This window comes from Streptomyces vilmorinianum (assembly GCF_005517195.1).
In the GTDB taxonomy this organism is placed as follows: Bacteria; Actinomycetota; Actinomycetes; order Streptomycetales; family Streptomycetaceae; genus Streptomyces; species Streptomyces vilmorinianum.
The window spans coordinates 4,798,709-4,823,133 of the sequence record NZ_CP040244.1 but is presented as its reverse complement, the minus strand read 5'-3'; the positions used below and the strand labels follow the sequence as shown (position 1 = coordinate 4,823,133).

At 72.8% G+C, this 24,425-nt stretch carries 20 protein-coding genes and 2 pseudogenes; 13 read left to right on the top strand and 9 right to left on the bottom strand.

What is annotated here, in order from left to right; all coding sequences use genetic code 11:
- Positions 1–15 precede the first annotated feature (15 nt).
- The 6 genes from FDM97_RS22560 to FDM97_RS22530 form a co-directional block, all read right to left on the bottom strand.
- Positions 16–810 carry an aldo/keto reductase gene (locus FDM97_RS22560; protein ID WP_137994968.1) on the bottom strand — a complete coding sequence of 265 codons (795 nt, stop codon included), beginning with the start codon at positions 808–810 and terminating at the stop codon, positions 16–18.
- A gap of 91 nt (positions 811–901) precedes the next feature.
- Positions 902–1,657 carry an ABC transporter ATP-binding protein gene (locus FDM97_RS22555; RefSeq protein ID WP_137992316.1) on the bottom strand — a complete coding sequence of 252 codons (756 nt, stop codon included), beginning with the start codon at positions 1,655–1,657 and terminating at the stop codon, positions 902–904.
- The gene (locus tag FDM97_RS36575; RefSeq protein WP_254705722.1) at positions 1,654–4,641 is read right to left on the bottom strand and encodes an ABC transporter permease subunit; all 2,988 of its coding nucleotides are present in this window, start codon (positions 4,639–4,641) and stop codon (positions 1,654–1,656) included. The genes FDM97_RS22555 and FDM97_RS36575 overlap by 4 nt, the downstream gene beginning before the upstream one ends.
- 12 nt (positions 4,642–4,653) lie before the next feature.
- Positions 4,654–5,922: an ABC transporter substrate-binding protein gene (locus tag FDM97_RS22540; RefSeq protein WP_175439207.1), complete on the bottom strand. Its 1,269-nt coding sequence runs from the start codon at positions 5,920–5,922 to the stop codon at positions 4,654–4,656.
- 113 nt (positions 5,923–6,035) lie between these two features.
- Positions 6,036–7,865: an AMP-dependent synthetase/ligase gene (locus FDM97_RS22535; RefSeq protein ID WP_137992315.1), complete on the bottom strand. Its 1,830-nt coding sequence runs from the start codon at positions 7,863–7,865 to the stop codon at positions 6,036–6,038.
- A 240-nt stretch (positions 7,866–8,105) separates the two neighbouring features.
- The gene (locus tag FDM97_RS22530) at positions 8,106–8,972 is read right to left on the bottom strand and encodes a LysR substrate-binding domain-containing protein (RefSeq protein ID WP_137992314.1); all 867 of its coding nucleotides are present in this window, start codon (positions 8,970–8,972) and stop codon (positions 8,106–8,108) included.
- Positions 8,973–9,117: 145 nt separating this feature from the next.
- Here FDM97_RS22530 and FDM97_RS22525 point away from each other — a divergent pair, with 145 nt between their 5' ends.
- From FDM97_RS22525 to FDM97_RS22515, 3 genes are all read left to right on the top strand, one after another.
- Positions 9,118–10,161: a bile acid:sodium symporter family protein gene (locus FDM97_RS22525; RefSeq protein ID WP_137992313.1), complete on the top strand. Its 1,044-nt coding sequence runs from the start codon at positions 9,118–9,120 to the stop codon at positions 10,159–10,161.
- A gap of 675 nt (positions 10,162–10,836) precedes the next feature.
- Positions 10,837–11,361 carry an isochorismatase family protein gene (locus FDM97_RS22520; RefSeq protein ID WP_137992312.1) on the top strand — a complete coding sequence of 175 codons (525 nt, stop codon included), beginning with the start codon at positions 10,837–10,839 and terminating at the stop codon, positions 11,359–11,361.
- Complete coding sequence (locus FDM97_RS22515) at positions 11,358–11,759, top strand: (2Fe-2S) ferredoxin domain-containing protein (protein WP_137992311.1); 402 nt, start codon at positions 11,358–11,360, stop codon at positions 11,757–11,759. The genes FDM97_RS22520 and FDM97_RS22515 overlap by 4 nt, the downstream gene beginning before the upstream one ends.
- Positions 11,760–11,774: 15 nt before the next feature.
- On the opposite strand, the pseudogene FDM97_RS36570 reads toward FDM97_RS22515, so the two are convergent.
- The 3 genes and pseudogenes from FDM97_RS36570 to FDM97_RS22495 form a co-directional block, all read right to left on the bottom strand.
- A pseudogene (locus FDM97_RS36570) lies at positions 11,775–11,911 on the bottom strand (transcriptional regulator); the annotation flags it as partial.
- A gap of 172 nt (positions 11,912–12,083) precedes the next feature.
- On the bottom strand, positions 12,084–12,932 hold the full coding sequence (fdhD, locus tag FDM97_RS22500) for a formate dehydrogenase accessory sulfurtransferase FdhD (RefSeq protein WP_137992310.1): 849 nt from the start codon (positions 12,930–12,932) through the stop codon (positions 12,084–12,086).
- 141 nt (positions 12,933–13,073) lie between these two features.
- Positions 13,074–13,370, bottom strand: a pseudogene (locus FDM97_RS22495) (oxidoreductase); the annotation flags it as partial.
- A 181-nt stretch (positions 13,371–13,551) separates the two neighbouring features.
- Here FDM97_RS22495 and FDM97_RS22490 point away from each other — a divergent pair.
- The 10 genes from FDM97_RS22490 (at position 13,552) to FDM97_RS22445 (ending at position 24,379) form a co-directional block, all read left to right on the top strand.
- The gene (locus tag FDM97_RS22490) at positions 13,552–14,502 is read left to right on the top strand and encodes a beta-ketoacyl-ACP synthase III (protein WP_137992309.1); all 951 of its coding nucleotides are present in this window, start codon (positions 13,552–13,554) and stop codon (positions 14,500–14,502) included.
- A gap of 141 nt (positions 14,503–14,643) precedes the next feature.
- On the top strand, positions 14,644–15,321 hold the full coding sequence (locus FDM97_RS22485; protein ID WP_137992308.1) for a GntR family transcriptional regulator: 678 nt from the start codon (positions 14,644–14,646) through the stop codon (positions 15,319–15,321).
- 131 nt (positions 15,322–15,452) lie between these two features.
- The gene (locus tag FDM97_RS22480; RefSeq protein WP_137992307.1) at positions 15,453–16,082 is read left to right on the top strand and encodes a respiratory nitrate reductase subunit gamma; all 630 of its coding nucleotides are present in this window, start codon (positions 15,453–15,455) and stop codon (positions 16,080–16,082) included.
- 145 nt (positions 16,083–16,227) lie between these two features.
- Positions 16,228–16,887 (top strand): class F sortase, encoded by a 660-nt coding sequence (locus FDM97_RS22475; RefSeq protein WP_137992306.1) that lies wholly within the window; start codon positions 16,228–16,230, stop codon positions 16,885–16,887.
- Positions 16,888–17,036: 149 nt separating this feature from the next.
- Positions 17,037–18,218: an ROK family transcriptional regulator gene (locus FDM97_RS22470; protein ID WP_137994966.1), complete on the top strand. Its 1,182-nt coding sequence runs from the start codon at positions 17,037–17,039 to the stop codon at positions 18,216–18,218.
- Positions 18,219–18,454: 236 nt separating this feature from the next.
- A complete protein-coding gene (locus FDM97_RS22465) occupies positions 18,455–19,945 on the top strand; it encodes a sugar ABC transporter ATP-binding protein (protein ID WP_175439422.1) in 1,491 nt (496 codons plus the stop codon).
- Entirely contained in the window at positions 19,942–20,949 is a 1,008-nt protein-coding gene (locus FDM97_RS22460; protein ID WP_137992304.1) for an ABC transporter permease, read from the top strand. The genes FDM97_RS22465 and FDM97_RS22460 overlap by 4 nt, the downstream gene beginning before the upstream one ends.
- A 57-nt stretch (positions 20,950–21,006) precedes the next feature.
- Complete coding sequence (locus FDM97_RS22455; RefSeq protein ID WP_137992303.1) at positions 21,007–22,053, top strand: substrate-binding domain-containing protein; 1,047 nt, start codon at positions 21,007–21,009, stop codon at positions 22,051–22,053.
- Positions 22,054–22,100: 47 nt separating this feature from the next.
- Positions 22,101–23,360, top strand: a complete 1,260-nt coding sequence (locus FDM97_RS22450) for a Gfo/Idh/MocA family protein (protein WP_137992302.1) — start codon at positions 22,101–22,103, stop codon at positions 23,358–23,360.
- A 14-nt stretch (positions 23,361–23,374) separates the two neighbouring features.
- A complete protein-coding gene (locus tag FDM97_RS22445) occupies positions 23,375–24,379 on the top strand; it encodes a sugar phosphate isomerase/epimerase family protein (protein ID WP_137992301.1) in 1,005 nt (334 codons plus the stop codon).
- The last annotated feature ends 46 nt before the right edge of the window (positions 24,380–24,425 follow it).

Here is a 24,425-nt window from a genome sequence, read left to right as displayed (position 1 = left end):
GCCCTCTGCCGCCGCTCAGGCGCCGAGGTTGAACTCGCCCGGGTTCGGGCCGAGGCGCCGGTTCTCGTCCAGGGCGGCGATCGCGGCCATGTCCTCGGCGTCCAGCTCGAAGCCGAACACGTCGATGTTCTCCCGGATACGGGACGGCGTCACCGACTTCGGAATGACCACGTTCCCGGTCTGCAGGTGCCAGCGCAGCACCACCTGGGCCGGGGTCCGGCCGTGCTTGCGCGCGACGGCGACGATCGCCGGGACCTCCAGGAGCCCCTTGCCCTGACCCAGCGGCGACCAGGCCTCGGTCGCGATGCCGTGCCGGGCGTGCGCGTCGCGCGAGGCCTGCTGCTGCAGATGCGGGTGGAGCTCGATCTGGTTGACGGCGGGGACGACGGAGGTCTCGCCGATCAGCCGCTCCAGGTGCTCCGGCAGGAAGTTGGAGACACCGATCGCCTTAGCCCGGCCGTCGGCGTAGATCTTCTCGAACGCCCTGTACGTCTCGACGTACGCGTCCTTCGCCGGCACCGGCCAGTGGATCAGGTACAGGTCGACGTAGTCCAGACCGAGCCGGTCGAGGGAGGCGTCGAACGCCCGCAGGGTCGAGTCGTGGCCCTGCTCGGTGTTCCAGAGCTTCGTGGTGACGAAGAGCTCCTCGCGGGGGACGCCCGAGGCGGCGATCGCCCGGCCGGTGCCGGTCTCGTTCCGGTAGATCGCGGCCGTGTCGATGGAGCGGTAACCGGCCTCCAGAGCCGTGGCCACCGCGCGCGTCGCCTCGTCGTCCGGCACCTGCCAGACACCGAAGCCGAGCTGCGGCATCGGCACGCCGTTGTTCAGGGTGAGAGAAGGGACCGTGTTGTCCGTGCTCACGTGAGGTCGATCCTAACGTCGTCGGGTGATACTCCCAGGGTCAACGATCGACGCCGCGATCGCATTCCGCGGGCCCCGGGGCCGTGCCCAGATACGCCTCGCGCACGGAAGGGTCGGCGCGGACCTCGGCCGCCGTCCCCTGGGCCAGGACCCGGCCGAGATCCAGGACCACGACGCGCGAGCACAGCTCCATCACGAAGGCCACGTTGTGCTCCACGAGGAGCACCGCGCAGCCCTTCTCGTACGCCATGTGGCGCACGACGGTGGCGAGTTGGCGGCGCTCCTCGGCGGTCGTGCCGGAGGCGGGCTCGTCGAGGAGGAGGACGCGGGGCGGGTCGGCGAGGGCGCGGGCCAGTTCGACCATGCGGGCCTGCCCGACGGGCAGCGCGCCGGCGTACGACTCCGCGAGCGCGTCGAGCCCGCACTCGCGGAGCACGGCGGCCGCCCGCTCCCGGTGGCGGCGTTCACCCGGCCGCCAGTCCTGGGCCACGACCAGGTTGTCGGTCACCGTCAACTGCCCGAAGAGCTGCTGGCGCTGGAAGGTGCGCCGGATCCCGTGCCGGGCCCGCCACACGGGGGAACGGCGCGTGATGTCGCCGCCGGCGAACTCGACCCTGCCGGAATCCGGCCGCCGCATCCCGGACAGGACGTCGAACAGCGTGGTCTTCCCCGCGCCGTTCGGCCCGATGAGGCCGCAGACCTCACCGGGGCGTACGGAGACGGTCACGTCGCGCAGGGCGTGGACGCCGCCGAAACGGACGTCGATCCCGGCGGCCTCGAGCAGCGCACTGGTCATCGGCGGACTCCCGTCCCCAGGTAGGCCTCGGCGAGCCGGTCCGTGTCCACCTCGGACCGCGGCCCGCACCAGGCGATCTCGCCCTGCGCGAGGTAGGCGACCCGATCGGCGATGCCGAGCACCTCGGCCGCCTTCTCCTCGACCAGGAGCAGCGCGGTGCCGCTCGCGCGGAGCTCGGTGAGGAGGCGGAACACCTCGTCCACGACGCGGGGCGCGAGACCGAGGGAGGGCTCGTCGGCGACGAGGGCGGCGGGCGGGCGCTGGAGCAGCGGGGCGAGGGCGAGGAGCTGCTGCTCCCCGCCCGAGAGGGAGCCGGCGGTGACGGTGCGGCGGGCGGCGAGCGCGGGAAAACGCGTGTACACGGCGTCGCGGTCGTCGGGCGCGGGCAGCTGCAGGGCCAGGTTCTCCTCGATCGAGAGCCCGGCGAAGATCCCCCGGCCCTCGGGCGCGAGGCGCACCCCGCGCCGCGCCCGGGTGACCGCCGTGTCGCGCGTGGCGTCCGCCCCGCGTACACGTACGACGCCCTCGGCGGGCCGCAGCGCCCCCGCGGCCACCCGGCACAGCGTGGACTTCCCGGCCCCGTTGGGCCCGAGCAGCACGAGCACCTCGCCGCCGCGCACCGCGAGGTCCACGCCGTGGAGCACGACCGCGCCACCGTACCCGGCCCGTACACACCGCAACTCCAGCGCGAGCGCTGCCTCTTCCGGCCCGCCGCGCGAACCCGGGGCTGCGCCCGCGTCACCGTACCCGGCCCGTACGCGCCGCAACTCCAGCGCGAGCGCTGCCTCTTCCGGCCCGCTGCGCGAACTCGGGGCTGCGCCCCTGGCGTCGACGATGTACGCCCCCGTCGGCTTCGGCTTCGGCTCCGGCCCGGGCTTCGGCTCCGGCGCGCGTGGCGGATGCGGGTCGCCGATCGTCTGCGCGGTGGCGCCCTTCGGGCCTCGCGGCGCGAAGCCGCCGCCGACAAGGCGTCGGGGGCCCTGCCCCCGATCCTGCTCCCCGGGGGTCCGGGGGCCTGCCCCCGGTTTCGGGAAGGGGAGGGGTGGGGCAGTGGCCCCCGGCACGGGCCCACGCGCCCCGCCCGCCCGCGCCGCCCTCCTCGACGGCCACGCCGCGCAGTACCCGTCCGGGTCGTTCGCCAGGGCCAGGCCCGCCAGGCCGAAGAGGATCACCGGCAGATGCGCGGACTCCGTCACGTACGTCGTCATCAGATGAGGGACCACCGCGAAGACCAGCCCCGCCACCACCGCGAACTGCGGCCGCCGCACGCCCGCCGCGACCACCACCGCCAGCCACACCAGACCCGTCATCGCCGTGAAGTCCGTGGCCGTGATCCGGGTGTTGTACGAGGCGTACAGCACGCCCCCGAACCCCGCGAGCCCCGCCGACACCGTGAAGAGCAGCAGCTTCGTCCGCACCACCGACACCCCCGAGGCCGCGGCGGCCTCCGGCGCCGAGCGGACCGCGAGCATGGCCCGCCCCCACCGGGAGCCGCGCAGCCAGGTCAGCAGCGCCACCACCGCCGCGCACAGCAGCACCAGCGTGAGACCCAGCGCACGGTCGTCGCCCAGGTCCACCGGGCCGAGGACGGGGCGCGGGATCTCCCACCCGGTGTCCCCGTTGCGCAGCCACCCCATCTGGAAGAGCACCTGGTCCGCCAGGAAGGCGAGCGCCAGCGTGGCCAGGGCCAGCGAGCGGCCGCCGAGCCGCAGCGCGGGCAGGGCGACCACCGCGCCGAGCAGCGCCGCCGCGGCCGTGCCGATCACCGCCGCGGCCGCGAACGGCCAGCCGTGGCTCATCAGCAGCCCCGCCACCAGCGCCGCGCCCGTCACGAACGTCGCCTGGGCGAGCGACACCATCGCGCCGAGGCCCGTGACCACCGTGAACGACATGAACACGAGCCCGATGGCGAGGCCCTGCGCGAGCATCCCGCTCCAGAAGGGCGTGGTGACGGTGTAGAAGGCCGCGCCGAGGAGCACGGCCGCCACGACCCAGGCGCCCCACCTGCGCCCCCACCCCTTCCCGGCGAGATAGTCGACCGGCGGCGGGTCCGCGGCCGCCGTGCCCGCCGCGCGCCGGCGCTGGGCCAGGACGACGAGCCCTGCGAAGAGGATCAGGAACGGCACCGCCGTACGGAAGCCGGTGATGCCCTCCGCGAACGAGGCGTACCCGGCCACCAGGTTCTGCAGCACGCCGAGCCCGAGCCCGCCCGCGAACGCGAGCGGCACCGACACGAACCGCCCCAGCACGGCCGCCGTCGCCGAGACGAACAGGAAGAGCGTGTAGTCGTGGGCGGAGAGACCGAGGAGCGGGGTGGCGAGGACGCCGGCGAGGCCCGCGAGCCCGGAGGACAGCATCCAGGCGATCGAGGACAGCCGGTCCGCGCTGATGCCCCGCAGCTCGGTCAGCGAGCGGTTGTCGACGGCCGCCCGCAGCCGCAGCCCGAGCCGGGTGTGCCGCATCAGCACCCACAGAGCGGCCGCAGCGAGCGCCGTAGCGACCCAGGTGATCAGCTGGTCGGAGTCGATGCCGACCCCGTCGAGCGGCTGCCAGGACACCGCCGGGCTCGGCCCGACGCCCGGCAGCCCGAACTGGTTCTCGGCCGGCTGGACCGGGGCCCCGGCCCGCTCCAGGAGCTCGACCGCCCACAGCCCGGCCGCCGGCAGGGCGACGAGGAGGCCGATCGTGGCCACGATCTGCGCGGTCTCGCCGACCCTGGCCAGCTTCCGGAACATCAGCCGGTCCAGGCCCCAGCCGAGACCGGGCGCGACCACGAACACCAGCAGCAGGGCCGTGGGCACGGCCGGCCACCCGAATCCGGAGTGGAGCTCGTGGAAGGCGAGGGCGCACAGGTAGGCGGTGGCGCCGTGCGCGAAGTTGAAGAGTCCGGAGGCGGAGTACGACAGGACGAGCCCGGTCGCGAGCAGCGCGTAGAGCGCGCCCGAGACGAGACCGCTCAGGACGAAGCCCAGCAGGTCACCCACGGGTGGGACTCCCTATCCGAAGGGGATCGGCGGGTAGCACGTGAACGGCACCGCCACCTCGTACCGGCCGTCGGTGAGTCGTACGAGCGCCCCGCAGCCGAAGCTCTCCTTCTGCCCCTTGGGCTCGGCCCGGTCGCCCACGAGCGTCCCGGTGTCGGAGAACCCGGCCGCGGCCTTCTGGAAGGACTCGGCCGTGAGATCCTTGCCCGCCCTGGCGGCGATGGCGAGGAACAGATCGGCCGACATGTAGCCGGTCATCATGTGCATGTTCAGCGGGACGTCCTTGCCGCCCGCCGCCTTCTTGATGTCCGCCTTGAACTGCCGCATCGCGGGGCTGTCCGCCTCGAACGGCTGGAACTGCAGCAGGACGTGCACCCCGTCGAGCGCCTGCCGCGTCGCGTCCTTGGCGAGCAGCCCGGGGTCGTAGTCCGTCGGGTCCGAGATCACTCCCTTGTACCCGGAGCGCTTGAGCGCGGTGAACAGGCCGATGTTGTACGGCGTCTGCATCACGGAGACGACGGCGTCGGGCGCGCCGCCGCCCGGGCCCGAGCGGAGGATCTCCTTCGTGTACGCCGACCAGTCGCTGGGCACCGAGGTCGCGGGCACCACGGCCTTGGCGTACGAGACCTGGAAACCGGCCGCCTTGAAGCCCTGGGTGAAGGTGCGGATGCCGAACTTCCCGGCGTCGTTGTCACCGGCGATCAGCGCGACCGACTTGCCCCGCGCGCCGCCGAGGACGGCGGCGAGGCCCTCGGGCCAGGTCTGGTTGAGGGTGCCGCCGGGGGTCGGGACGAGGCAGCCGTTGAAGCCGTAGATGTACGGCGGGCCGCAGAACGAGGGGAGCGTGCCCCAGCCCACGGTCGGCACCTTCTGCCCGTTGAGGAAGTCTGCCCCGGCGAAGGTGACCGAGCTCATGGGGGAGACGGCGAAGACCTTGTCCTGCTGGACGAGCTTGCGGGCCGCGGCCAGGTTCTTCGCCGGGTCCTGGCCGTCGTCCTCGGCGCCCAGGTAGTCGATCCCGCGACCGTTGACGCCGCCCTCGGCGTTGGCACGGTCGTAGCGGGCCCGGGCGCCGAGGTCGGTGTCCTTCTTTGAGTAGCCGCTGGCGGTCGTCATGGACACGATGCCGCCGACCTTGATCGAGTCCGCGGTGACTCCGCGTGCCGAGGAGCCGGGGGAGCCCGGCCTGTCCGAAGAGCCCCCGGTGGAGGCGGAGTTGCAGGCTGTGGCGAGGAGCAGGGCCGCTGCTGCGGCGGCGAGGGTGCGGATCGGTCGCAACACGGTCGGTCGTCCCTCCGTCGGGTGACCGCATTCTGTGACCGGGCTGATGAACCGTCAATAACTGATGCAACGTCAATTGATGATGCGTCAGAAACCCTTGACCGCTGCTCCGATCAGCCGTACAGCGCCTCGACCTCCGCCGCGTACGCCTTCTCGATCGCCTTCCGCTTCAGCTTCAGCGAGGGCGTCAGGAGCCCGTGCTCCTCGCTGAAGGGATGCGCCAGGATCCGGAAGGTCCGGATGGATTCCGCCTGCGAGACAAGGGTGTTGGCCGCCACCACGGCCCGCCGGATCTCGGTCTCCAGGCTCGGGTCCCGCACCAGCTCGGCCGGCGGCAGCGGCGCCCGCCCCTGCATCGCCAGCCAGTGCTCCACCGCCTCCTGATCCATCGTCACCAGCGCGGCGATGTACGGCCGGTCGTTGCCCACCACGATGCACTGCGCGATCAGGGGATGCGACCGCACCCGCTCCTCGAGCGCGGCGGGCGACACGCTCTTGCCGCCCGAGGTCACCAGGATCTCCTTCTTCCGCCCGGTGATCGTCAGATAGCCGTCCTCGTCGAGCATCCCCAGGTCCCCGGTGGCCAGCCAGCCGTCGTTGAGGACGGCGGCCGTGGCCTGCGGATTGTTGAGGTAGCCCGAGAAGATCTGACCGCCGTACAGCCACACCTCCCCGTCCTCCGCGATGTGCACCGTCGTGCCCGGAATCGGCTGCCCGACCGTCCCGTACCGGGTGCGCTCGGGCGGGTTCGCCGTCGCGGCCGCCGCGGACTCCGTCAGGCCGTACCCCTCGAACACCGTCACCCCCGCGCCCTCGAAGAAGAGCCCGAGGCGCCGGGCCATGCCCGAACCACCCGACATCGCGTGCCGGATCCGCCCGCCCATGGCGTCGCGGATCTTGCCGTACACGACCTTCTCGAAGAACTGGTGCTGCATCCGCAGCCCCGCCGACGGGCCGGGGCCGAGCCCGAACGCTTTGTGCTCCAAGGCCTCGGCGTACTTGACCGCCACCTCGACCGCCTTGTCGAAGGGGCCCAGCCTCCCCTCGCTCTCCGCCTTGCGGCGGGCCGCGTGGAAGATCTTCTCGAAGACGTAGGGAACGGCCAGGACGAACGTCGGCCGGAAGGAGACGAGATCGGGCAGCAGCGCGGCGGCCGCGAGGGCCGGCTGATGGCCCAGCTTCACTCCGCCCCGTACCGCCGCGACCTCCACCATCCGCCCGAAGACATGCGCGAGCGGCAGGAAGAGCAGGGTCGACGCCTCGTCTCCGGGCTTGGAGTGGAAGACCGGCTCCCAGCGGCCGATCAGCATGTCCGACTCGAACATGAAGTTGGAGTGCGTGATCACACACCCCTTGGGCCGGCCCGTGGTGCCCGAGGTGTAGATGATCGTGGCCACGGACTCCGGCGTCACCGCCCGCCGGTGGCGCTGCACCACGTCCTCGTCGATCTCCGCGCCCGCCGCGACCAGCTCGGCGACCGCGCCCTCGCCCGCGTCCAGCTGCCACAGCCGCTGCAGCCGCGGCAGCCGGTCGATGACCGAACCGATCGTCATCGCGTGGTCCTCGTGCTCCACCACGCACGCCGTCACCTCGGCGTCGTGCAGCATCCAGTAGACCTGGTCCGCGGAGGAGGTGGGGTAGATGGGCACCGGCTGCGCGCCCAGCGTCCACAGCGCGAAATCGAAGAGCGTCCACTCGTAGCGGGTCCTGGCCATGATGGCGACCCGGTCGCCGAACCGTACGCCGTGCGCGATCAGCCCCTTCGCGAGGGCGAGCACCTCGTCCCGGAACTGCGCCGCCGTCACGTCCCGCCACTGCCCGGCGGCGTCCTTGCGGCCCAGCGCGACCCGGTCCGGAGTCCGCTCGGCGTGATCGAACACGGCGTCCGCCAGGCCGCCGACCTGAGGCGCCGCCTCGACGGGCGGCACGGTGAACTCGCGCAATGACCTGCTCCTCGACCGCTCGTTGTCGCGCTCCGTACGGCGCGGGTGACGGTACCCCACCTGCCTGGGCCGTGGGAGGGCCTTCACCAAGCCGGGACATTGGGTGTTCTCACAGGTCAGGGCGGGGGAGGAGGGCGAGCGACGGGTGGCCGGGGTCCACTACTGACCGACGGGTAAGCAGTGGCGAACCGAATCTCCACCGAATCTGTACGGACCACTCACGTTCGGGCGCGGCCAGGGTCAGCGCGGCCGGTGCAGCCGGTCGCCGCCCGCGAGGATCGCCGAGGCCAGCGCGTCGGCCGCCTCCTGGGTCGTCCCGCCGCGCCGGCCCTTGCGCAGGACGAAGTCGACATCACCCAGATCGGGCAGCCCCACCCGGGCCGGGACCTGGGTCAGACCGGGCGGCACCAGCCCACGCGTATGGGCCATCACGCCGAGGCCCGCGCGGGCGGCGGCGATGTTGCCGCTCAGGCTGCTGCTCGTACAGGCGATCCGCCACGCCCGCCCCTGCGCCTCCAGGGCCTCGAGCGCGCGGGCGCGGGTGATGCCGGGCGGAGGAAACACGATGAGCGGAACCGGCCGGTCGGGATCGAGCCGCAGCTGCGGCGAGCCGATCCAGACCAGCGAGTCCTGCCAGACCAGCTCGCCTCCACTCTCCTCGGCGCGCCGCTTGGCGAGGATCAGGTCCAGACGGCCCGCCTCCAGCCGCGCGTTGAGCGTCCCGGACAGCTCGACCGTCAGCTCCAGATCCACCTCGGGATGCTCGCGCCGGAACGACTCGAGAATCTCCGGCAGCCGCGTCACCACGAAGTCCTCCGAGGCGCCGAAGCGCAGCCGCCCACGCAGCCGGGTCCCGGTGAAGTACGCCGTGGCCCGCTCGTGGGCCTGCAGGATCGTACGGGCGAAGCCGAGCATCGCCTCGCCGTCCTCCGTCAGCTCCACGCTGTGGGTGTCCCGGGTGAACAGGGGACGACCGGTGGCGTCCTCCAGGCGCCGCACGTGCTGGCTGACGGTCGACTGGCGCAGCCCGAGCCGGCGGGCGGCCTGGGTGAAGCTCAGCGTCTGGGCGACCGCGAGAAAGGTACGGAGCTGGGCGGGGTCGTACACGAGGCCAGGCTAGCGCGGGCCATCGCGAAACGTGATGACAGTCAGAGCGCTGTACGGGATTCCCGATCGCCGGGCCGGGGGCCAGGATGGGGAGGGCACGATCCCGTCCGGATCCCGTCCGGTCCGTCCGAGAGCAGTGGAGCACATGAGCCGCCGTACGACCCTCCTGCCGTCCTGGCTGCCGATCGACCCGTACATCCTGGCGCTCCTCGGCACGGTCGGCCTCGCGGCACTGCTGCCCGCCTCCGGCGCCGCCGCCACGGTCGCGGACGGCGCCTCGACGGCGGCCATCGCCCTGCTGTTCTTCCTCTACGGCGCCCGCCTTTCCACCCGCGAGGCCCTCGACGGACTCCGGCACTGGCGGCTCCACCTCACCGTCCTCACCTGCACCTTCGCCCTCTTCCCGCTCCTCGGGCTCGCCGCGAAGGGGCTGGTACCGGCCGTTCTCACGCCCCCGCTCCACAGCGGGCTCCTCTTCCTCTGCCTGGTGCCCTCCACCATCCAGTCCTCCATCGCCTTCACCTCGATCGCCCGCGGCAACGTGCCCGCCGCGATCTGCGCGGGCTCCTTCTCCTCGCTCGCCGGGATCCTGCTCACCCCGCTGCTCGCCGCCGTCCTGCTCGGGGGCAGTGCGGGCGGCTTCTCCGCGGACTCGCTGCTGAAGATCGTGCTCCAGCTGCTGGTGCCGTTCCTGGCGGGCCAGCTGCTGCGCCGGTGGGTGGGAGGGTTCCTGCTCCGGAACAAGAAGGCGCTCGGGTACGTCGACCGGGGCTCGATCCTGCTCGTCGTCTACACGGCCTTCAGCCACGGCATGGTCGCGGGCATCTGGCACCAGGTCACCCCGGCGCGCCTCGGGCTCCTGCTCGCCGTGGAGGCGGTCCTGCTCGCGGTGATGCTCACGCTGACCTGGTACGGGTCGAAGCGGCTCGGCTTCGACCGGGCGGACCGGATCGCGATCCAGTTCGCCGGCTCGAAGAAGAGCCTGGCGGCGGGGCTCCCGATGGCGAGCGTGCTGTTCGGGGCGCAGGCCTCGCTCGCCGTCCTGCCGCTGATGCTCTTCCACCAGATGCAACTGCTGGTCTGCGCGATGATCGCAAAGCGCCGCGCCCGGGACCCCGAGGAGCACGATCACCCGGACCAGAGCGCCGGTCGATCCCCGACGCCCGAGGCCGTGACGGCACGCGGCTGAACGGACGGGCGGCACGGGGTGGTGGGTCGTGCGGGCGGGGCCGGTTCCCCTCCACCCCAGCTCACGGGCGGCGTCCGTGGGCGCACGGGCGGACGGCGGCGCGGGCCGGTCCGGCTCCGGCCCCCGGGTGAACGCGAGCCTACCGGCGGTCTTTGTGGACGCAGGCGCGGGCCGCCGAGGCCGGTGACGGCCGGAGGCTGAGCGCACCGGCGGCCTCCGGGGACGCGCGGGCGGACGGTCGTGTGGACTGGTCCGGCTCCGACCACCGCCGGACCCGAGCCCACAGGCGGTCTCCGTCGCCGCCCACGACCGCCCACCGCGAGCGGCCCCCGGCGGCCCGCCGGGCGCGGGGCAGCGCACCCGCGCTCAGCCGGTGCGCGGCGGCTGCCGTCCAGGGCACCCAGCCGCCTGCCGCCCCGCCGTCGGCGGCGGCCACGACCCGCCCCACGCCGGCCTGGCGCGGCCGCTCCCTGCACGGGGCCCAAGGCCCAGCTCGTGCCGGGCCTTGGCACGTACCGCTCTCTGCGCGGCGCACAGGGACCGACCCGCGTCGCCCCCCGCACCGCCCGGTCGTTGGCGGGACCGACCCACGCCAACCTCACGCACGGTCCGCGCGTTGGCGGGATCACATCCCACCCCGCCCGCGAAGATCAACGAGGCGGATACCGTGCTCCCATGCCCGCACTCGATCCCGGCCGCACCGCGCTCGTCCTCGTCGATCTGATGGAACGCATCGTCGCGCTGCCCCTCGCACCCCGCCCCGGAACCGACGTCGTCGCCGCCGCGGCCCGCCTCGCCGAGGACTTCCGGGCCGCCGGCGCGCCCGTCGTCCACATCAGGGTCGAGCGGCCGAACGTCGAGACCCAGCCGCCCGGCAGCGAACTCGTCCCCTCCCTCGTCCACGAAGGCGACCACGTCGTCGTCAAGCGGACCATCGGCGGCTTCCACGACACCGGGCTGCACGAACTCCTCGCCGAACACTCCGTCACCACCGTCGTGTTCGGCGGCATCGCCACCAACCTCGGCGTCGAGTCCACCGCCCGCGCCGCCTGCGACCTCGGCTACGAGCCCGTCTTCGCCGAGGACGCCATGACCGCCCTCACCGCCGACGAGCACCACGCCTCGGTGACGCTCGACTTCCCGCGCCTCGGCACGGTCGCCCCCGTCTCCGAGATCACCCTGGAAGGGCCGCGCGCGTGACGCCCGTCCCGATACGTTACGGCGCCCGCCCCTGCTCCCTCGTCGTCTGCCGAGGCTGCTGCTGCGGCGACGCCCGCAAGAACCCCGGCATCGACCACGCCGGACAGCTCGCCCGCCTCCGCGAGGCCGCCGCGGCCTCCGGTGGCCGGCTGTCCGTCCGTACGAGCGACTGCCTCGGCCCCTGCGCTCAGGCGAACGTGGTCGTCGTCCAGCCCTCCACCGAGGGCCGCCGCCGCGGCGGCCGCGCCGCCTGGATCGGCTTCACCGTGGACGACGACTGCCTCGACGACATCCTCGCCTGGACCGCCGCGGGCGGCCCGGGCATCGCCGAACCCCCGGCCACCCTCACCCTCCAGATGATCGACCCGCCCGCCGCGACGGCACGCCGCGCCCGCTAGAGGCCGTCCCCGGGGATCCGCGCGCAGCACCAGCTCCAGCAGCCCCGGGAAGCGGGCGTCGAACTCCGCCCGCCGCAGGCCCGCGACCACTCGGGCGATCCCGCCAACTCCCGTACGAGAGCCATGCGTACGGGGTCGGCGAGCGCGGTGACGCCACGCCCTGGATCCGTCACCGGTCCATCCGGGCCGACGCTTGCTGGCGACCGAGGTCGGACGCATCCTCGTCGACGGGAACGACGCGGTCGTCCTCGGTGAGATCCGCCGGGCGTGCTTCGCGCTCCCGCTGGTCACTCGGCGATGGCGAGTCATGCGAGGCGGAGTGCGTCAGCCCTGGGAGGCCGCGGCGCCGAGGGCGATCCGGTGCTCACCCGCGTACACGTTCATGTCCGGACCGCGCAGGAAGCCGACCAGTGTCAGCCCCGTCTCCGCGGCCAGGTCCACGGCGAGCGAGGACGGGGCCGAGACCGCCGCGAGCACCGGAATGCCCGCCATCACCGCCTTCTGCGCCAGTTCGAACGACGCCCGGCCCGACACCATCAGGACCGCCCGGTCCAGCGGCAGCCGGCCGTCGCTCAGCGCGCGGCCCACCAGCTTGTCCACCGCGTTGTGGCGGCCCACGTCCTCCCGTACGTCGAGCAGCTCGCCGTCCTCCGAGAACAGCGCCGCCGCGTGCAGCCCGCCGGTCCGGTCGAAGACCCGCTGCGCCGCACGCAGCCGGTCCGGGAGGCGGGAGAGCAGCGCGGGCGTCAGCCGGAGCGGGGGAGTGTCGGCGATCGGGAAGCGCGCGGTGGTGCGGACGGCGTCCAGGCTGGCCTTGCCGCACAGCCCGCACGACGACGTCGTGTACACGTTCCGCTCAAGGGTGATGTCCGGGACCGGGACCCCCGGCGCCAGCTGCACGTCCACCACGTTGTACGTGTTCGTGCCGTCGTCCTTGGCGCCCGCGCAGTACACGATGTTCCGTACGTCGGAGGCGGCGCCGAGCACCCCCTCACTGACCAGGAATCCGGCGGCGAGCGCGAAGTCGTCGCCGGGCGTGCGCATCGTGATCGCGAGCGGCCGGCCGTTCAGCCGGATCTCCAGCGGCTCCTCGGCCACCAGCGTGTCCGGCCGCTCGTTCACCGCCTCGCCGCGGATCCGGATGACGCGCCGTCGCTCGGTGACCCGTCCCATGTCACATCAGTCCCGGTTCTGTACGTGTTGGAAGCCGAAGCGGCCCTTGATGAGGTGACCTTCACGACCTCATTGTCCTGCACGTGCAGGGGTCAGGTTGCAGCCCGTTCCGCAGTACGCGCAGACCGTCGTCGTCTCGGTCGAGATGTTGCCGAGCAGCTTGCGCCAGATGTCGGCACGCAACTCCGGCTCGACCGGGTCCTTCAGGCCCCCGGCGCGCATCGCCTCGGCGAAGACCTCCCACCGCTCGGACGCCGAGCGGTCGGGTTCGCCCATGGAGAACCGGGTGCCTTCGAGGTGGCGGACGATCCCGGGGCCGCTCAGCTCGGTCGCGGCGTGGACGACGCAGCCGATGGCCGTTCGGGGGCGAGGACGCCGAGTTGCCCCTGCCCCAACCGCGAGAGAGGGGCATGTCGACGAAATATTGTCTGCAGTATGGAGGGGTGGCCGACAGGAGGTACGGAACGCCCCTTGTCACGGTCTCCCAACAGGTACGGGTGAATCTTGGTGGTTTACGTGCCTGGTTACCGATCAGTCGCTGGCAAGACTGGGTGGTTCCTGCTTCCGCACGAACCACAGCAACAACCACGCGTCACATGAACCCAAGGGGGTCCCGGGCATGACGGGCACTCGTATCGCCGCGCTCGGGCACTACCAGCCCGCCAAGGTGCTGACCAACAACGACCTGGCCGCGCTCGTCGACACCAGCGACGAATGGATCAGCAGCCGGGTCGGCATCAGGACCCGCCACATGGCCGGCCCCGACGAGCCGGTCGACGAGCTCGCCGCGCACGCCGCCGGCAAGGCGCTCGCCACCGCCGGGCTCGGCCCCGCCGACATCGACCTGGTCCTCGTCGCGACCTCCACGGCGATCGACCGCTCGCCCAACACGGCCGCCCGCGTCGCCGCCCGGCTCGGCATGGCCTCGCCCGCCACCATGGACCTCAACGTGGTCTGCGCCGGCTTCACACACGCGCTCGCCACCGCCGACCACGCGATCCGGGCGGGCGGCGCCCGGCGCGCCCTGGTCATCGGCGCCGACAAGATGACCGAGGTGACGGACTGGACCGACCGCACGACGTGCGTCCTCGTCGGTGACGGCGCGGGCGCGGCGATCGTCGAGGCGGTGGCGGACGGGGAGGGCGCGCCTGGCATCGGCCCCGTGCTGTGGGGATCGGTCCCGGAGATGGGCCACGCCGTCCGTATCGAGGGCACCCCGCCGCGCTTCGCGCAGGAGGGCCAGTCCGTCTACCGCTGGGCCACCCAGCAGCTGCCCGCCCTCGCCCGCCAGGCGTGCGAGCGGTCGGGGCTCGCGCCCGAGGACCTGGCCGGTGTCGTGCTGCACCAGGCCAACCTCCGGATCATCGAGCCGCTCGCCGCGAAGATCGGCGCGGTCAACGCGATCGTCGCCCGTGACGTGGTCGAGTCCGGGAACACCTCGGCCGCCTCGATCCCGCTGGCGCTCGCGAAGCTGGTCGAGCGGGGCGAGCTCCCGTCCGGGGCGCCGACCCTGCTCTTCGGCTTCGGCGGCAACCTCTCGTACGCCGGGCAGGTCGTCCGCGTCCCGTAGAGCCGCGCCGTGGAGCCGCGTTTCGGCCGAGACGGCGGCGGGCCGCATGGCCGGGACCTACGCGCCGGTAGACTGTAGACGATAGCCAATCCGCGATAGCCAATCCGCGCTGATCGCCTACGGCGAACCGAGGGGGCCGCGATGGTGTCCGCAGGACTGCCGCAAGGGGCCCTGCCCAGGCTGGAGCGGCCCGGGCCGCTGCGCGACCGGGTCTACGAGACGCTGCTCGAACTGATCACCACCCGCGCCCTGCGCCCCGGTCAGCATCTGGTCGAGAGCGAACTCGCCGGACACCTCGGCGTCTCCCGGCAGCCGGTGCGCGAGGCGCTCCAGCGGCTGAACACCGAGGGCTGGGTGGACCTGCGCCCCGCCCAGGGAGCCTTCGTCCACGAGCCGACCGACGAGGAGGCCGACCAGCTCCTCTCCGTCCGTGCGCTCCTGGAGGCGGAGGCCGCCCGGCTCGCCGCCGCGAACTCCGGCTCCGCCGGGACCGCCGCGCTGGAGGAGCTCTGCGCGCGCGGCGAACAGGCGGTCGCGGACGCCGACCTCGAGCTGACCGTGGCGACCGACGCGGCCTTCCACGCCAAGGTCATGGAACTGGCCGGAAACCTCGTCCTGTCCGAGCTGGCCGGCCAGGTCGACCGCCGCGTGCGCTGGTACTACACGCCGGTCGCCCGCCGGCGCGGCGAGCAGTCCTGGAAGGAGCACCGGGAACTGATCGACGCGATCGCGGCGCGCGACGAGGCCCGGGCGACGGCGGTCATGCGCGCCCACACGGAACACACCCGTACGACCTACCGCGCGCACAGCCAGGGCTGACCCCCCGTTCGGCGGAGCCCGGTGGCGGCGGGAAGAGGGCCCACCTAGCTTCGATCGCGTCGAGGGACATTTCCGGCCGTGTGCGGAGACCGCCCGCACACACACCCCCTCGCGTGATCTGGAGGATCGCCATGCGCGCGATACGTGTTGCTCCCGCAGCCCTGCTCGTCACCGCCACCACCACCGTCACCGCCGCCGCTGCCGTCTGCCTCGGCGCGCCGACGGCCGTGGCCGACGAAGGCACCGGGAACAACATCACGTCGTTCGGCTTCTCCGTCTCACCCTCGACGGTCGCCCCCGGCGGCACGGTCACCCTGAAGTCGGACGGCTGCGAGGTCCCGACCGTGACCGTCTCGTCCGGCGTCTTCGACACCGTCACCCTCAACGAGGGGCACGCGGGCACCGCCACGGTCGACGCCGACGCCAAGGTCGGCGCCGAGTACCAGGTGACCTTCGACTGCAAGGGCGAGAAGGGCACCACGCCCCTCACCATCGCCGGCGGGTCCCCGGGCCACACGACCGGCGGCCAGACCACCGGGGGCCAGACCACGGGCGGCCAGACCACCGGCGGCCGGACGACGGGCGGACAGACGACGGGCGGCCACGACACCGGCGCCCCCAAGGGCGTGAAGGCCGGCTTCGGCGGCGGCACGGACGCGCTCGGCACCACCGAGGTCGTCGCGGGCTCCGCGCTCATCGCCGGCGCACTCGGCGGCGGTGTGCTGCTGATGCGCCGCCGCCGCGCCGACGGCCGCTCCTGATACGGCTCCTCCGCCCCGGGGTGACGAGGTCCGGGGCGGAGGGGCGCCAGCGCACACATCGCGTACATCGCCCATATCGGCATACGACATACGGCATACGGCATACGGTGCGCGGCACACGCGCGTACGAGGGAGAGGGCGAACCGTGCAGGGGTCGAGCGGGTTGCCGAGCGGGCCGGGCACGCGCGGTGCGTGGGGTGTCCTGGCCGTCGTCCTGCTGGTGGGGGTCCACCTGGTGCGCGGCGGTACGGAGGAGTGGCCGACCGCAGGCCCCCCGCAGCCGCTCGCCGCCGCGGCCCCGGACCACGCCGCCGCCGTCGCCCGCCCCGATGTCGTCCCCGCCCCGCTGCCCGCCTCCCGCCCCGTACACGTCCGTGTCCCGGCCGTCCGTATCGACGCACCCGTCACCGGCGTCGGCCTCGACGCCGAGGGATGGATCGACACCCCGCCCCCGTACGAGAGGAACCTCGCCGGCTGGTTCACCCGCGCCGTCACCCCGGGCGAGAAGGGCACCGCGGTCGTCGTCGGCCATGTCGACACACCCGACGGGCGCGCCGTCTTCTACGACCTCGGCGCCCTGAACAAGGGGCATCGCATCGAGATCGCCCGCCAGGACGGCCGCACGGCGGTCTTCTCCGTGTACGGCATCGAGGTCGTCCCCAAGGACGGCTTCCCGGCCGAGCGGATCTACAAGGCGGCCGCCCACCCCGAGCTGCGCGTCATCACCTGCGGGGGAGGGTTCTCGAAGCAGAAGGGGTACGAGGGCAACGTCGTCGTCTCCGCCCGCCTCGTCGACGTGCGCTGACCGCCTCCTCCCGGACCTTCCCGCACCCGGCTTTGTCCTCACCCAGGAAAAAGTCCTACCCGATTCCTGCGCGACTTCTTCCCAGCCCGGGACACCGCTGCTACGTTCCCCTCGAAAGCCCGACGGAGAGGGAGGGGCGCGTGAGACGCATGACGGCACGGCCTGCCAACGCGCACCAGGCGCGACTGCTCCGGCTGCTGCGCGACGGAGGACCCAACTCCCGTGCGCAGCTGGGCGATCAGGTCGACCTCTCCCGATCCAAACTCGCCGTCGAGGTCGACCGGCTCCTGGAGACCGGACTCGTCGTCGCGGACGGACTCGCCGCCTCCCGGGGCGGCCGCCGTTCGCACAACATCCGGCTCGCCCCCGAACTCCGCTTCCTCGGCATCGACATCGGCGCCACCTCCATCGATGTGGCCGTCACCAACGCCGAGTTGGAGGTGCTCGGGCATCTCAACCACCCGATGGACGTCCGCGAAGGCCCCGTCGCCGTCTTCGAGCAGGCCCTGTCGATGGCCGCCAAACTGCGCGCCTCCGGGCTCGCCGAAGGCTTCGACGGCGCCGGCATCGGCGTCCCCGGCCCGGTCCGCTTCCCCGAGGGCATCCCGGTCGCGCCCCCGATCATGCCCGGCTGGGACGGCTTCCCCGTACGGGAGGCGCTCAGCCAGGAACTCGGCTGTCCGGTCATGGTCGACAACGACGTGAACCTGATGGCCATGGGGGAGCAGCACGCGGGCGTCGCCCGCTCGGTCGGCGACTTCCTCTGCGTCAAGATCGGTACGGGCATCGGCTGCGGCATCGTCGTGGGCGGTCAGGTCTACCGCGGTACGACGGGCAGCGCCGGCGACATCGGGCACATCCAGGTCGAACCGGACGGCCGCTCCTGCGCCTGCGGCAACAAGGGCTGCCTGGAAGCCCACTTCAGCGGAGCCGCCCTGGCCCGCGACGCCGAGGACGCGGCGCGCGGCGGCCGGTCGGATGAGCTCGCCGGACGCCTCGCGGCGGCCGGCCGGCTCACGGCCGTGGACGTCGCCGCGGCCGCCGCCGCGGGGGACGCCACCGCGCTCGGGCTCATCCGTGAGGGCGGCAACCGGGTCGGGCAGGTCATCGCCGGACTCGTCAGCTTCTTCAATCCCGGTCTGGTGGTGATCGGCGGCGGGGTGACCGGCCTCGGACACCACCTCCTCGCCAGTATCCGCACCCAGGTCTACCGGCAGTCCCTGCCGCTGGCCACCGGCAATCTCCCCATCGTGCTCGGCGAGTTGGGCCCGGCGGCCGGAGTCACCGGCGCGGCCCGCCTCATCAGCGACCACCTCTTCTCCCCGGCGTAACAGCTCGGTTGTGCCCACCACCGAGCCGCAGGGCGGGACGGGTGGGCACAAGCCCACCACCGAGCCGCACCCGCCGGCCCCACCTCAGTTCCCACCCGCTCAGGCGCACACCCGCACCCGCCGAGGGGACCTCACCCATGCCTCAAGATCCGCCCCTGCCTCAAGACCCGCCCGTGCCTCAAGACCCACCCGCGCCTCAAGAACCGCCCGTGCCTCAAGCCCGGCCCCTGCTCACCATGTCCGGCATCACCAAGTCCTTCCCCGGCGTCCGCGCCCTCGACGGCGTCGACCTCGAGGTCGCCCCCGGCGAGGTCCACTGCCTCCTCGGCCAGAACGGCGCCGGCAAGTCCACCCTCATCAAGGTCCTCGCCGGCGCCCACCAGCCCGACGGCGGCCGGATCACCTGGGCCGGCGCCCCCGTCCGGCTGCGCTCCCCGATCGCCGCGATGCGTCTCGGCATCGCCACCATCTACCAGGAGCTCGACCTCGTCGAAGGGCTCTCCGTCGCCGAGAACGTCCACCTCGGCCACGAACCCACCACGGCAGGCTTCGTCGTCCGCGGCCGCGCCGCCCGGACCTCCACGTCCGCACTCCTCAAGCGGCTCGGCCACCCCGAGATCGACCCGGCCCGACGAGTCGGCGAACTCTCCGCCGCCCAGCGGCAGATCGTCTCGATGGCCCGCGCGCTCTCCCACGACGTCCGCCTCATCGTCATGGACGAGCCGTCGGCCGCGCTCGACCCCGACGAGGTCGACAACCTCTTCCGTATCGTCGCCGACCTCACCGCGGCCGGGGTCGCGGTCGTCCACATCTCCCACCGGCTGGAGGAGATCCGCCGCATCGGCGACCGCGTCACCGTCCTCAAGGACGGCAGGGCCGTCGCCGGGGGACTGCCCGCCGCCTCGACCCCCACCCGGGACATCGTCGCCCTGATGACCGGCCGCGACGTCGAGTACGTCTTCCCGCCGCGCCCCGCGCAGCCCCCGGCCGCCCCACCCGTGCTGCGGGTCCAAGGGCTCGCGAGGGACGGCGAGTTCGCCCCCGTCGACCTCGACGTACGGCCAGGCGAGATCGTCGGACTCGCCGGGCTCGTCGGATCCGGCCGCTCCGAGATCCTGGAGACGATCTACGGCGCCAGGAAGGCCACCGCCGGACGGGTCGTCGTCGACGGCCGCACCCTGCGCCCCGGCAGCGTCCGGGACGCGGTCCGCGCCGGGCTCGGTCTCGCCCCCGAGGAGCGCAAGGCCCAGGGCCTGCTGATGCTGGAGTCCGTCACCCGCAACGTCTCGCTCTCCACCCTCGCCCGCTTCTCGCGCGCCGGCTGGATCGACCGAGGTGCCGAACGCGCGGCCTCCCGGGCCGCCACCCGCGAACTCTCCCTCAGGCCCGACAACCCCGACGCCCGGATCCGTACCCTCTCCGGCGGCAACCAGCAGAAGGCCGTCCTCGCGCGGTGGCTGCTGCGCGGCTGCCGGGTCCTGCTCCTCGACGAGCCGACCCGGGGGGTCGACGTCGGAGCCCGCGCCGAGCTCTACGCCGTCATCCGCCGGCTCGCCGACGACGGCCTCGCCGTCCTCCTCGTGTCGAGCGAAGTCCCCGAGGTGCTGGGCCTCGCCGACCGTGTCCTGGTGCTCAGGGAGGGCCGTGTCGTCCACACGGCACCCGCCCGCGAGCTCGACGAACACCGCGTACTCGACCTCGTGATGGAAGGGAGCCCGGCGTCATGACGCTGTCCACCGCCAAGAACACCAAGGCGCCTGTGCGGGAGGGGGGTCGGCTCACGCTCGGGCTCAGGGCCGACGCCCGCACCCTCTCCCTGCTGGGGGTGCTCGCCGTACTGGTCGCGGTCGGCGGCCTCACCAAGCCCGACGAATTCCTCAGCACCTCCAACCTCCAGCTCGTCCTCACCCAGGCCTCGGTCATCGGTGTCGTCACCGTCGGCATGACCTTCGTCATCACCAGCGGCGGCATCGACCTCTCCGTCGGCGCCATCGTCGCCCTCGCCTCCGTATGGGCGACCACGCTCGCCACCCAGGAGTACGGCTTCGCCGGCATCCTCTTCACCGCCGTCGTCGTCGGCCTGGGCTGCGGACTGGTGAACGGGCTCCTCATCGCGTACGGCGGGATGGTGCCGTTCATCGCGACCCTCGCCATGCTCGCCTCTGCCCGCGGACTCGCCCTCCAGATCACCGACGGCCGCACCCAGATCGTCACCGTCGAGTCCGTCCTCGACCTCGGCATCCCCGACGCCTACGTCCTCGGCATCCCGCCGCTCGTCCTCGTCTTCGCCGCCGTCACCGTCGCGGGCTGGCTCATCCTCAACCGGACCACCTTCGGCCGCCGCACCGTCGCCGTCGGCGGCAACGCGGAAGCCGCCCGCCTCGCCGGCATCGACGTACGCCGCCAGCGCCTCTACCTCTATCTGCTCTCCGGACTGTGCTGCGGCATCGCGGCCTTCCTGCTGATCATCCTGTCCGGCTCCGGCCAGAACACCAACGGCAACCTGTACGAACTCGACGCCATCGCCGCCGCCATCATCGGCGGAACCCTGCTCACCGGCGGCCGCGGCACCATCGCCGGCTCCGTCCTCGGCGTCCTGGTATTCACCACGATCACCGACATCTTCGCGCTCAACAACCTGCAGAGCGACGTCCAGCAGATCGCCAAGGGCGCGATCATCGTCGCCGCCGTCCTGGTCCAGCGCCGCACCGCGCGCACCGGCGAGGCCTGACCCACCGCCTCGCACCGAACCCCGTACCGCCCCCTCACCCAGAAGGGTCCCGCCGCCATGCCACAAACCAGCCGCAGAGGCCTCCTTTTCGGCACCGCCGCCGTCTCCGCCGGAGCGCTGCTCACCGCCTGCACCAGCAACGAGCCCAGGAACGCCGGCAACACAGCCCCGGCCGCGAGCGGCGTCCCCGCCGCCGACGACAAGCCCGGCACCCCCGTGACCATCGGGTTCGCCGGCCCCCAGGCCGACCACGGCTGGCTCAACGCCATCAACCAGAACGCCAAGGACCGGGCGAAGAAGTACTCCGACGTCACCCTGGAGATCACCGAGGGCTCCAACGACACCGCCATCCAGATCGGCCAGATCCAGACCCTCATCAACAAGAAGGTCGACGTCCTCGTCATCCTGCCCGCCGACGGAAAGGCACTCACCCAGGTCGGCCTCCAGGCCATGAAGGCCGGCATCCCCGTCATCAACCTGGACCGCATTTTCGCCTCCCCGCAGGCCTACCGCTGCTGGATCGGCGGCGACAACTACGGCATGGGCCTCAACGCCGGCCGCTACATCGGCGAGAAGCTGAAGGACAAGCCGGACGCCACCGTGATCGAGCTGGCCGGCATGGACAGCCTGGAGCTGACCAAGCAGCGCACCCAGGGCTTCGACGACGCCCTGAAGAACTACCCCAACATCCGCAAGACGGCCCGCCAGGCCGCCGACTTCACCGTCGAGTCCGGCCAGGCGAAGATGGCCCAACTCCTCCAGGCCCAGCCGAAGTTCGACGCCCTGTGGAACCACGACGACGACCAGGGGGTGGGCGCCCTGCGCGCCATCGCCCAGGCCGGCCGCAAGGACTTCCTCATGGTCGGCGGCGCCGGAGCCAAGTCCGCCATGGACGCCATCAAGGCCGACACCGGCGTGCTCAAGGCGACCGTCCTCTACCCGCCGACCATGGCCGCCTCCGCCATCGACCTGGCCCGCGCCCTCGGCCAGAAGAAGGGCGTGGGAGGGATGTCCGAGCTGGAGATCCCGGCCTCCATCACCCTCTACTCGGCCGTCGTGACCAAGGACAACGTCGACGAGTACCTGCCCACGGGCTTCAGCTGACCGGCCTCCGGCCGCCCCCACCGCGCAACCGACGAGGAGGAATCCGTATGGAACAGAGGGACAGCGAGGCCGGCGAGGCCACGCCGCCGACACTCGGTATCGGCATGGTCGGCTACGCGTTCATGGGCGCCGCACACTCCCAGGGGTGGCGCACCGCCGGACGCGTCTTCGACCTGCCGATGCGACCGGTCCTCGCCGCCGTCGCCGGCCGCGACGCGGCCGCCGTACGGGCCGCCGCCGCGCAGCACGGCTGGGCGGCCGCCGAGACCGACTGGCGCGCCCTCGTCGCCCGCGACGACGTCCAGCTCGTGGACGTCTGCACCCCCGGCGACAGCCATGCGGAGATCGCCGTCGCCGCCCTGGAGGCGGGCAAGCACGTCCTGTGCGAGAAGCCGCTCGCCAACTCCGTCGCCGAGGCCGAGGCCATGGCCGCCGTGGCACAGGCGGCCGCGGCCCGCGGCCAGGTCGCCATGGTCGGCTTCAACTACCGGCGCGTGCCGGCCATCGCGTACGCCCGCCGGCTCGTCGCGGAGGGCAGGCTCGGCGCGCTCCGCCACGTACGGGTCACGTATCTGCAGGACTGGCTCGTCGACCCGGGCTTTCCGCTGACCTGGCGCCTGGAGCGCGAGCACGCGGGATCGGGAGCCCTCGGGGACCTCGGCGCGCACGCCGTCGATCTCGCGCAGTATCTGGCGGGGGAGCTCCTGGTCGGGGTCTCGGCGCTCACCGAGACCTTCGTACGGGAACGTCCGCTGCTCGCCGGGGTGTCGGCCGGCCTCTCCGGGGCCGCGGCGGGCGGTGCGTACGGGACGGTGACGGTGGACGACGCCGCGCTGTTCACCGGGCGGCTCGCCTCCGGGGCCCTCGCCTCCTTCGAGGCGACCCGGATGGCCGCGGGCCGCAAGAACGCCCTGCGACTGGAGATCAACGGCGAGAAGGGCTCACTCGCCTTCGACCTGGAGCGGCTCAACGAACTCTCCTTCCACGACCACACCGAGCCGGCCGCCTCCGCGGGCTTCCGCCGCATCCTGGTGACCGAGCCGGACCACCCCTACCTGGAGGGCTGGTGGCCGCCGGGCCACGCGCTCGGCTACGAGCACACCTTCGTCCACCAGGCCCGCGACCTGGTCCTCGCCATCGCGTCCGGGACCGCCCCCGCGCCCTCCTTCGCCGACGGACTCCAGGTTCAGCGGGTCCTGGCCGCGGTGGAGGAGAGCGCCGCCAAGAACGCCGTCTACACCCCCATCGACACCCCCATCGACACCCCCGTCCACACCACCGCCCACACTCCCGTACCGCAGGAGTAAAGGAGACCGTCGCCGTGCCACGTCCCTTCACCCTCTTCACCGGCCAGTGGGCCGACCTTCCCCTGGAGGAGGTCTGCCGGCTCGCCCGCGACTTCGGCTACGACGGCCTCGAACTCGCCTGCTGGGGCGACCACTTCGAGGTCGACAAGGCGCTGGCGGACCCGTCGTACGTCGACGGCCGCCGCGCCCTCCTGGAGAAGTACGGCCTCACGTGCTGGGCGATCTCCAACCACCTGGTGGGCCAGGCCGTCTGCGACCATCCGATCGACGAACGCCATCAGGCGATCGTGCCGGCCCGGATCTGGGGCGACGGCGAGCCGGAGGGCGTACGGCGGCGCGCGGCGCGCGAGCTGGCCGACACCGCGCGGGCCGCGGGAGCCCTCGGCGTCGACACCGTCATCGGGTTCACCGGCTCGTCGATCTGGCACCTGGTGGCGATGTTCCCGCCGGTTCCTGAGCGGATGATCGAGCGCGGTTTCGAGGACTTCGCGGAGCGTTGGAACCCGATCCTGGACGTCTTCGACGCCGAGGGTGTGCGCTTCGCCCACGAGGTCCATCCCAGCGAGATCGCGTACGACTACTGGACCACCCAGCGGGCCCTGGAGGCGGTCGACCGCCGTCCGGCGTTCGGGCTGAACTTCGACCCGAGCCACTTCGTCTGGCAGGACCTGGACCCGGTCGGCTTCCTGTGGGACTTCCGCGACCGGATCTACCACGTGGACTGCAAGGAGGCCCGCAAGCGCCTCGACGGGCGCAACGGACGCCTCGGCTCGCACCTCCCCTGGGGCGATCCGCGGCGCGGCTGGGACTTCGTCTCGGCCGGGCACGGTGACGTGCCCTGGGAGGACGTGTTCCGGATGCTCCGCTCGATCGGCTACGACGGGCCGGTGTCGGTGGAGTGGGAGGACGCGGGGATGGACCGGCTGACCGGCGCGCCGGAAGCGCTGGCCCACCTCAGGCGCTTCGACTTCGACCCGCCGGCGGCCTCCTTCGACGCCGCCTTCGGAGGCGACCGGTAGCTCCCTGCCCGGACCGGATCGGCCCGGCTTGGCCCGAGAGAGGCTT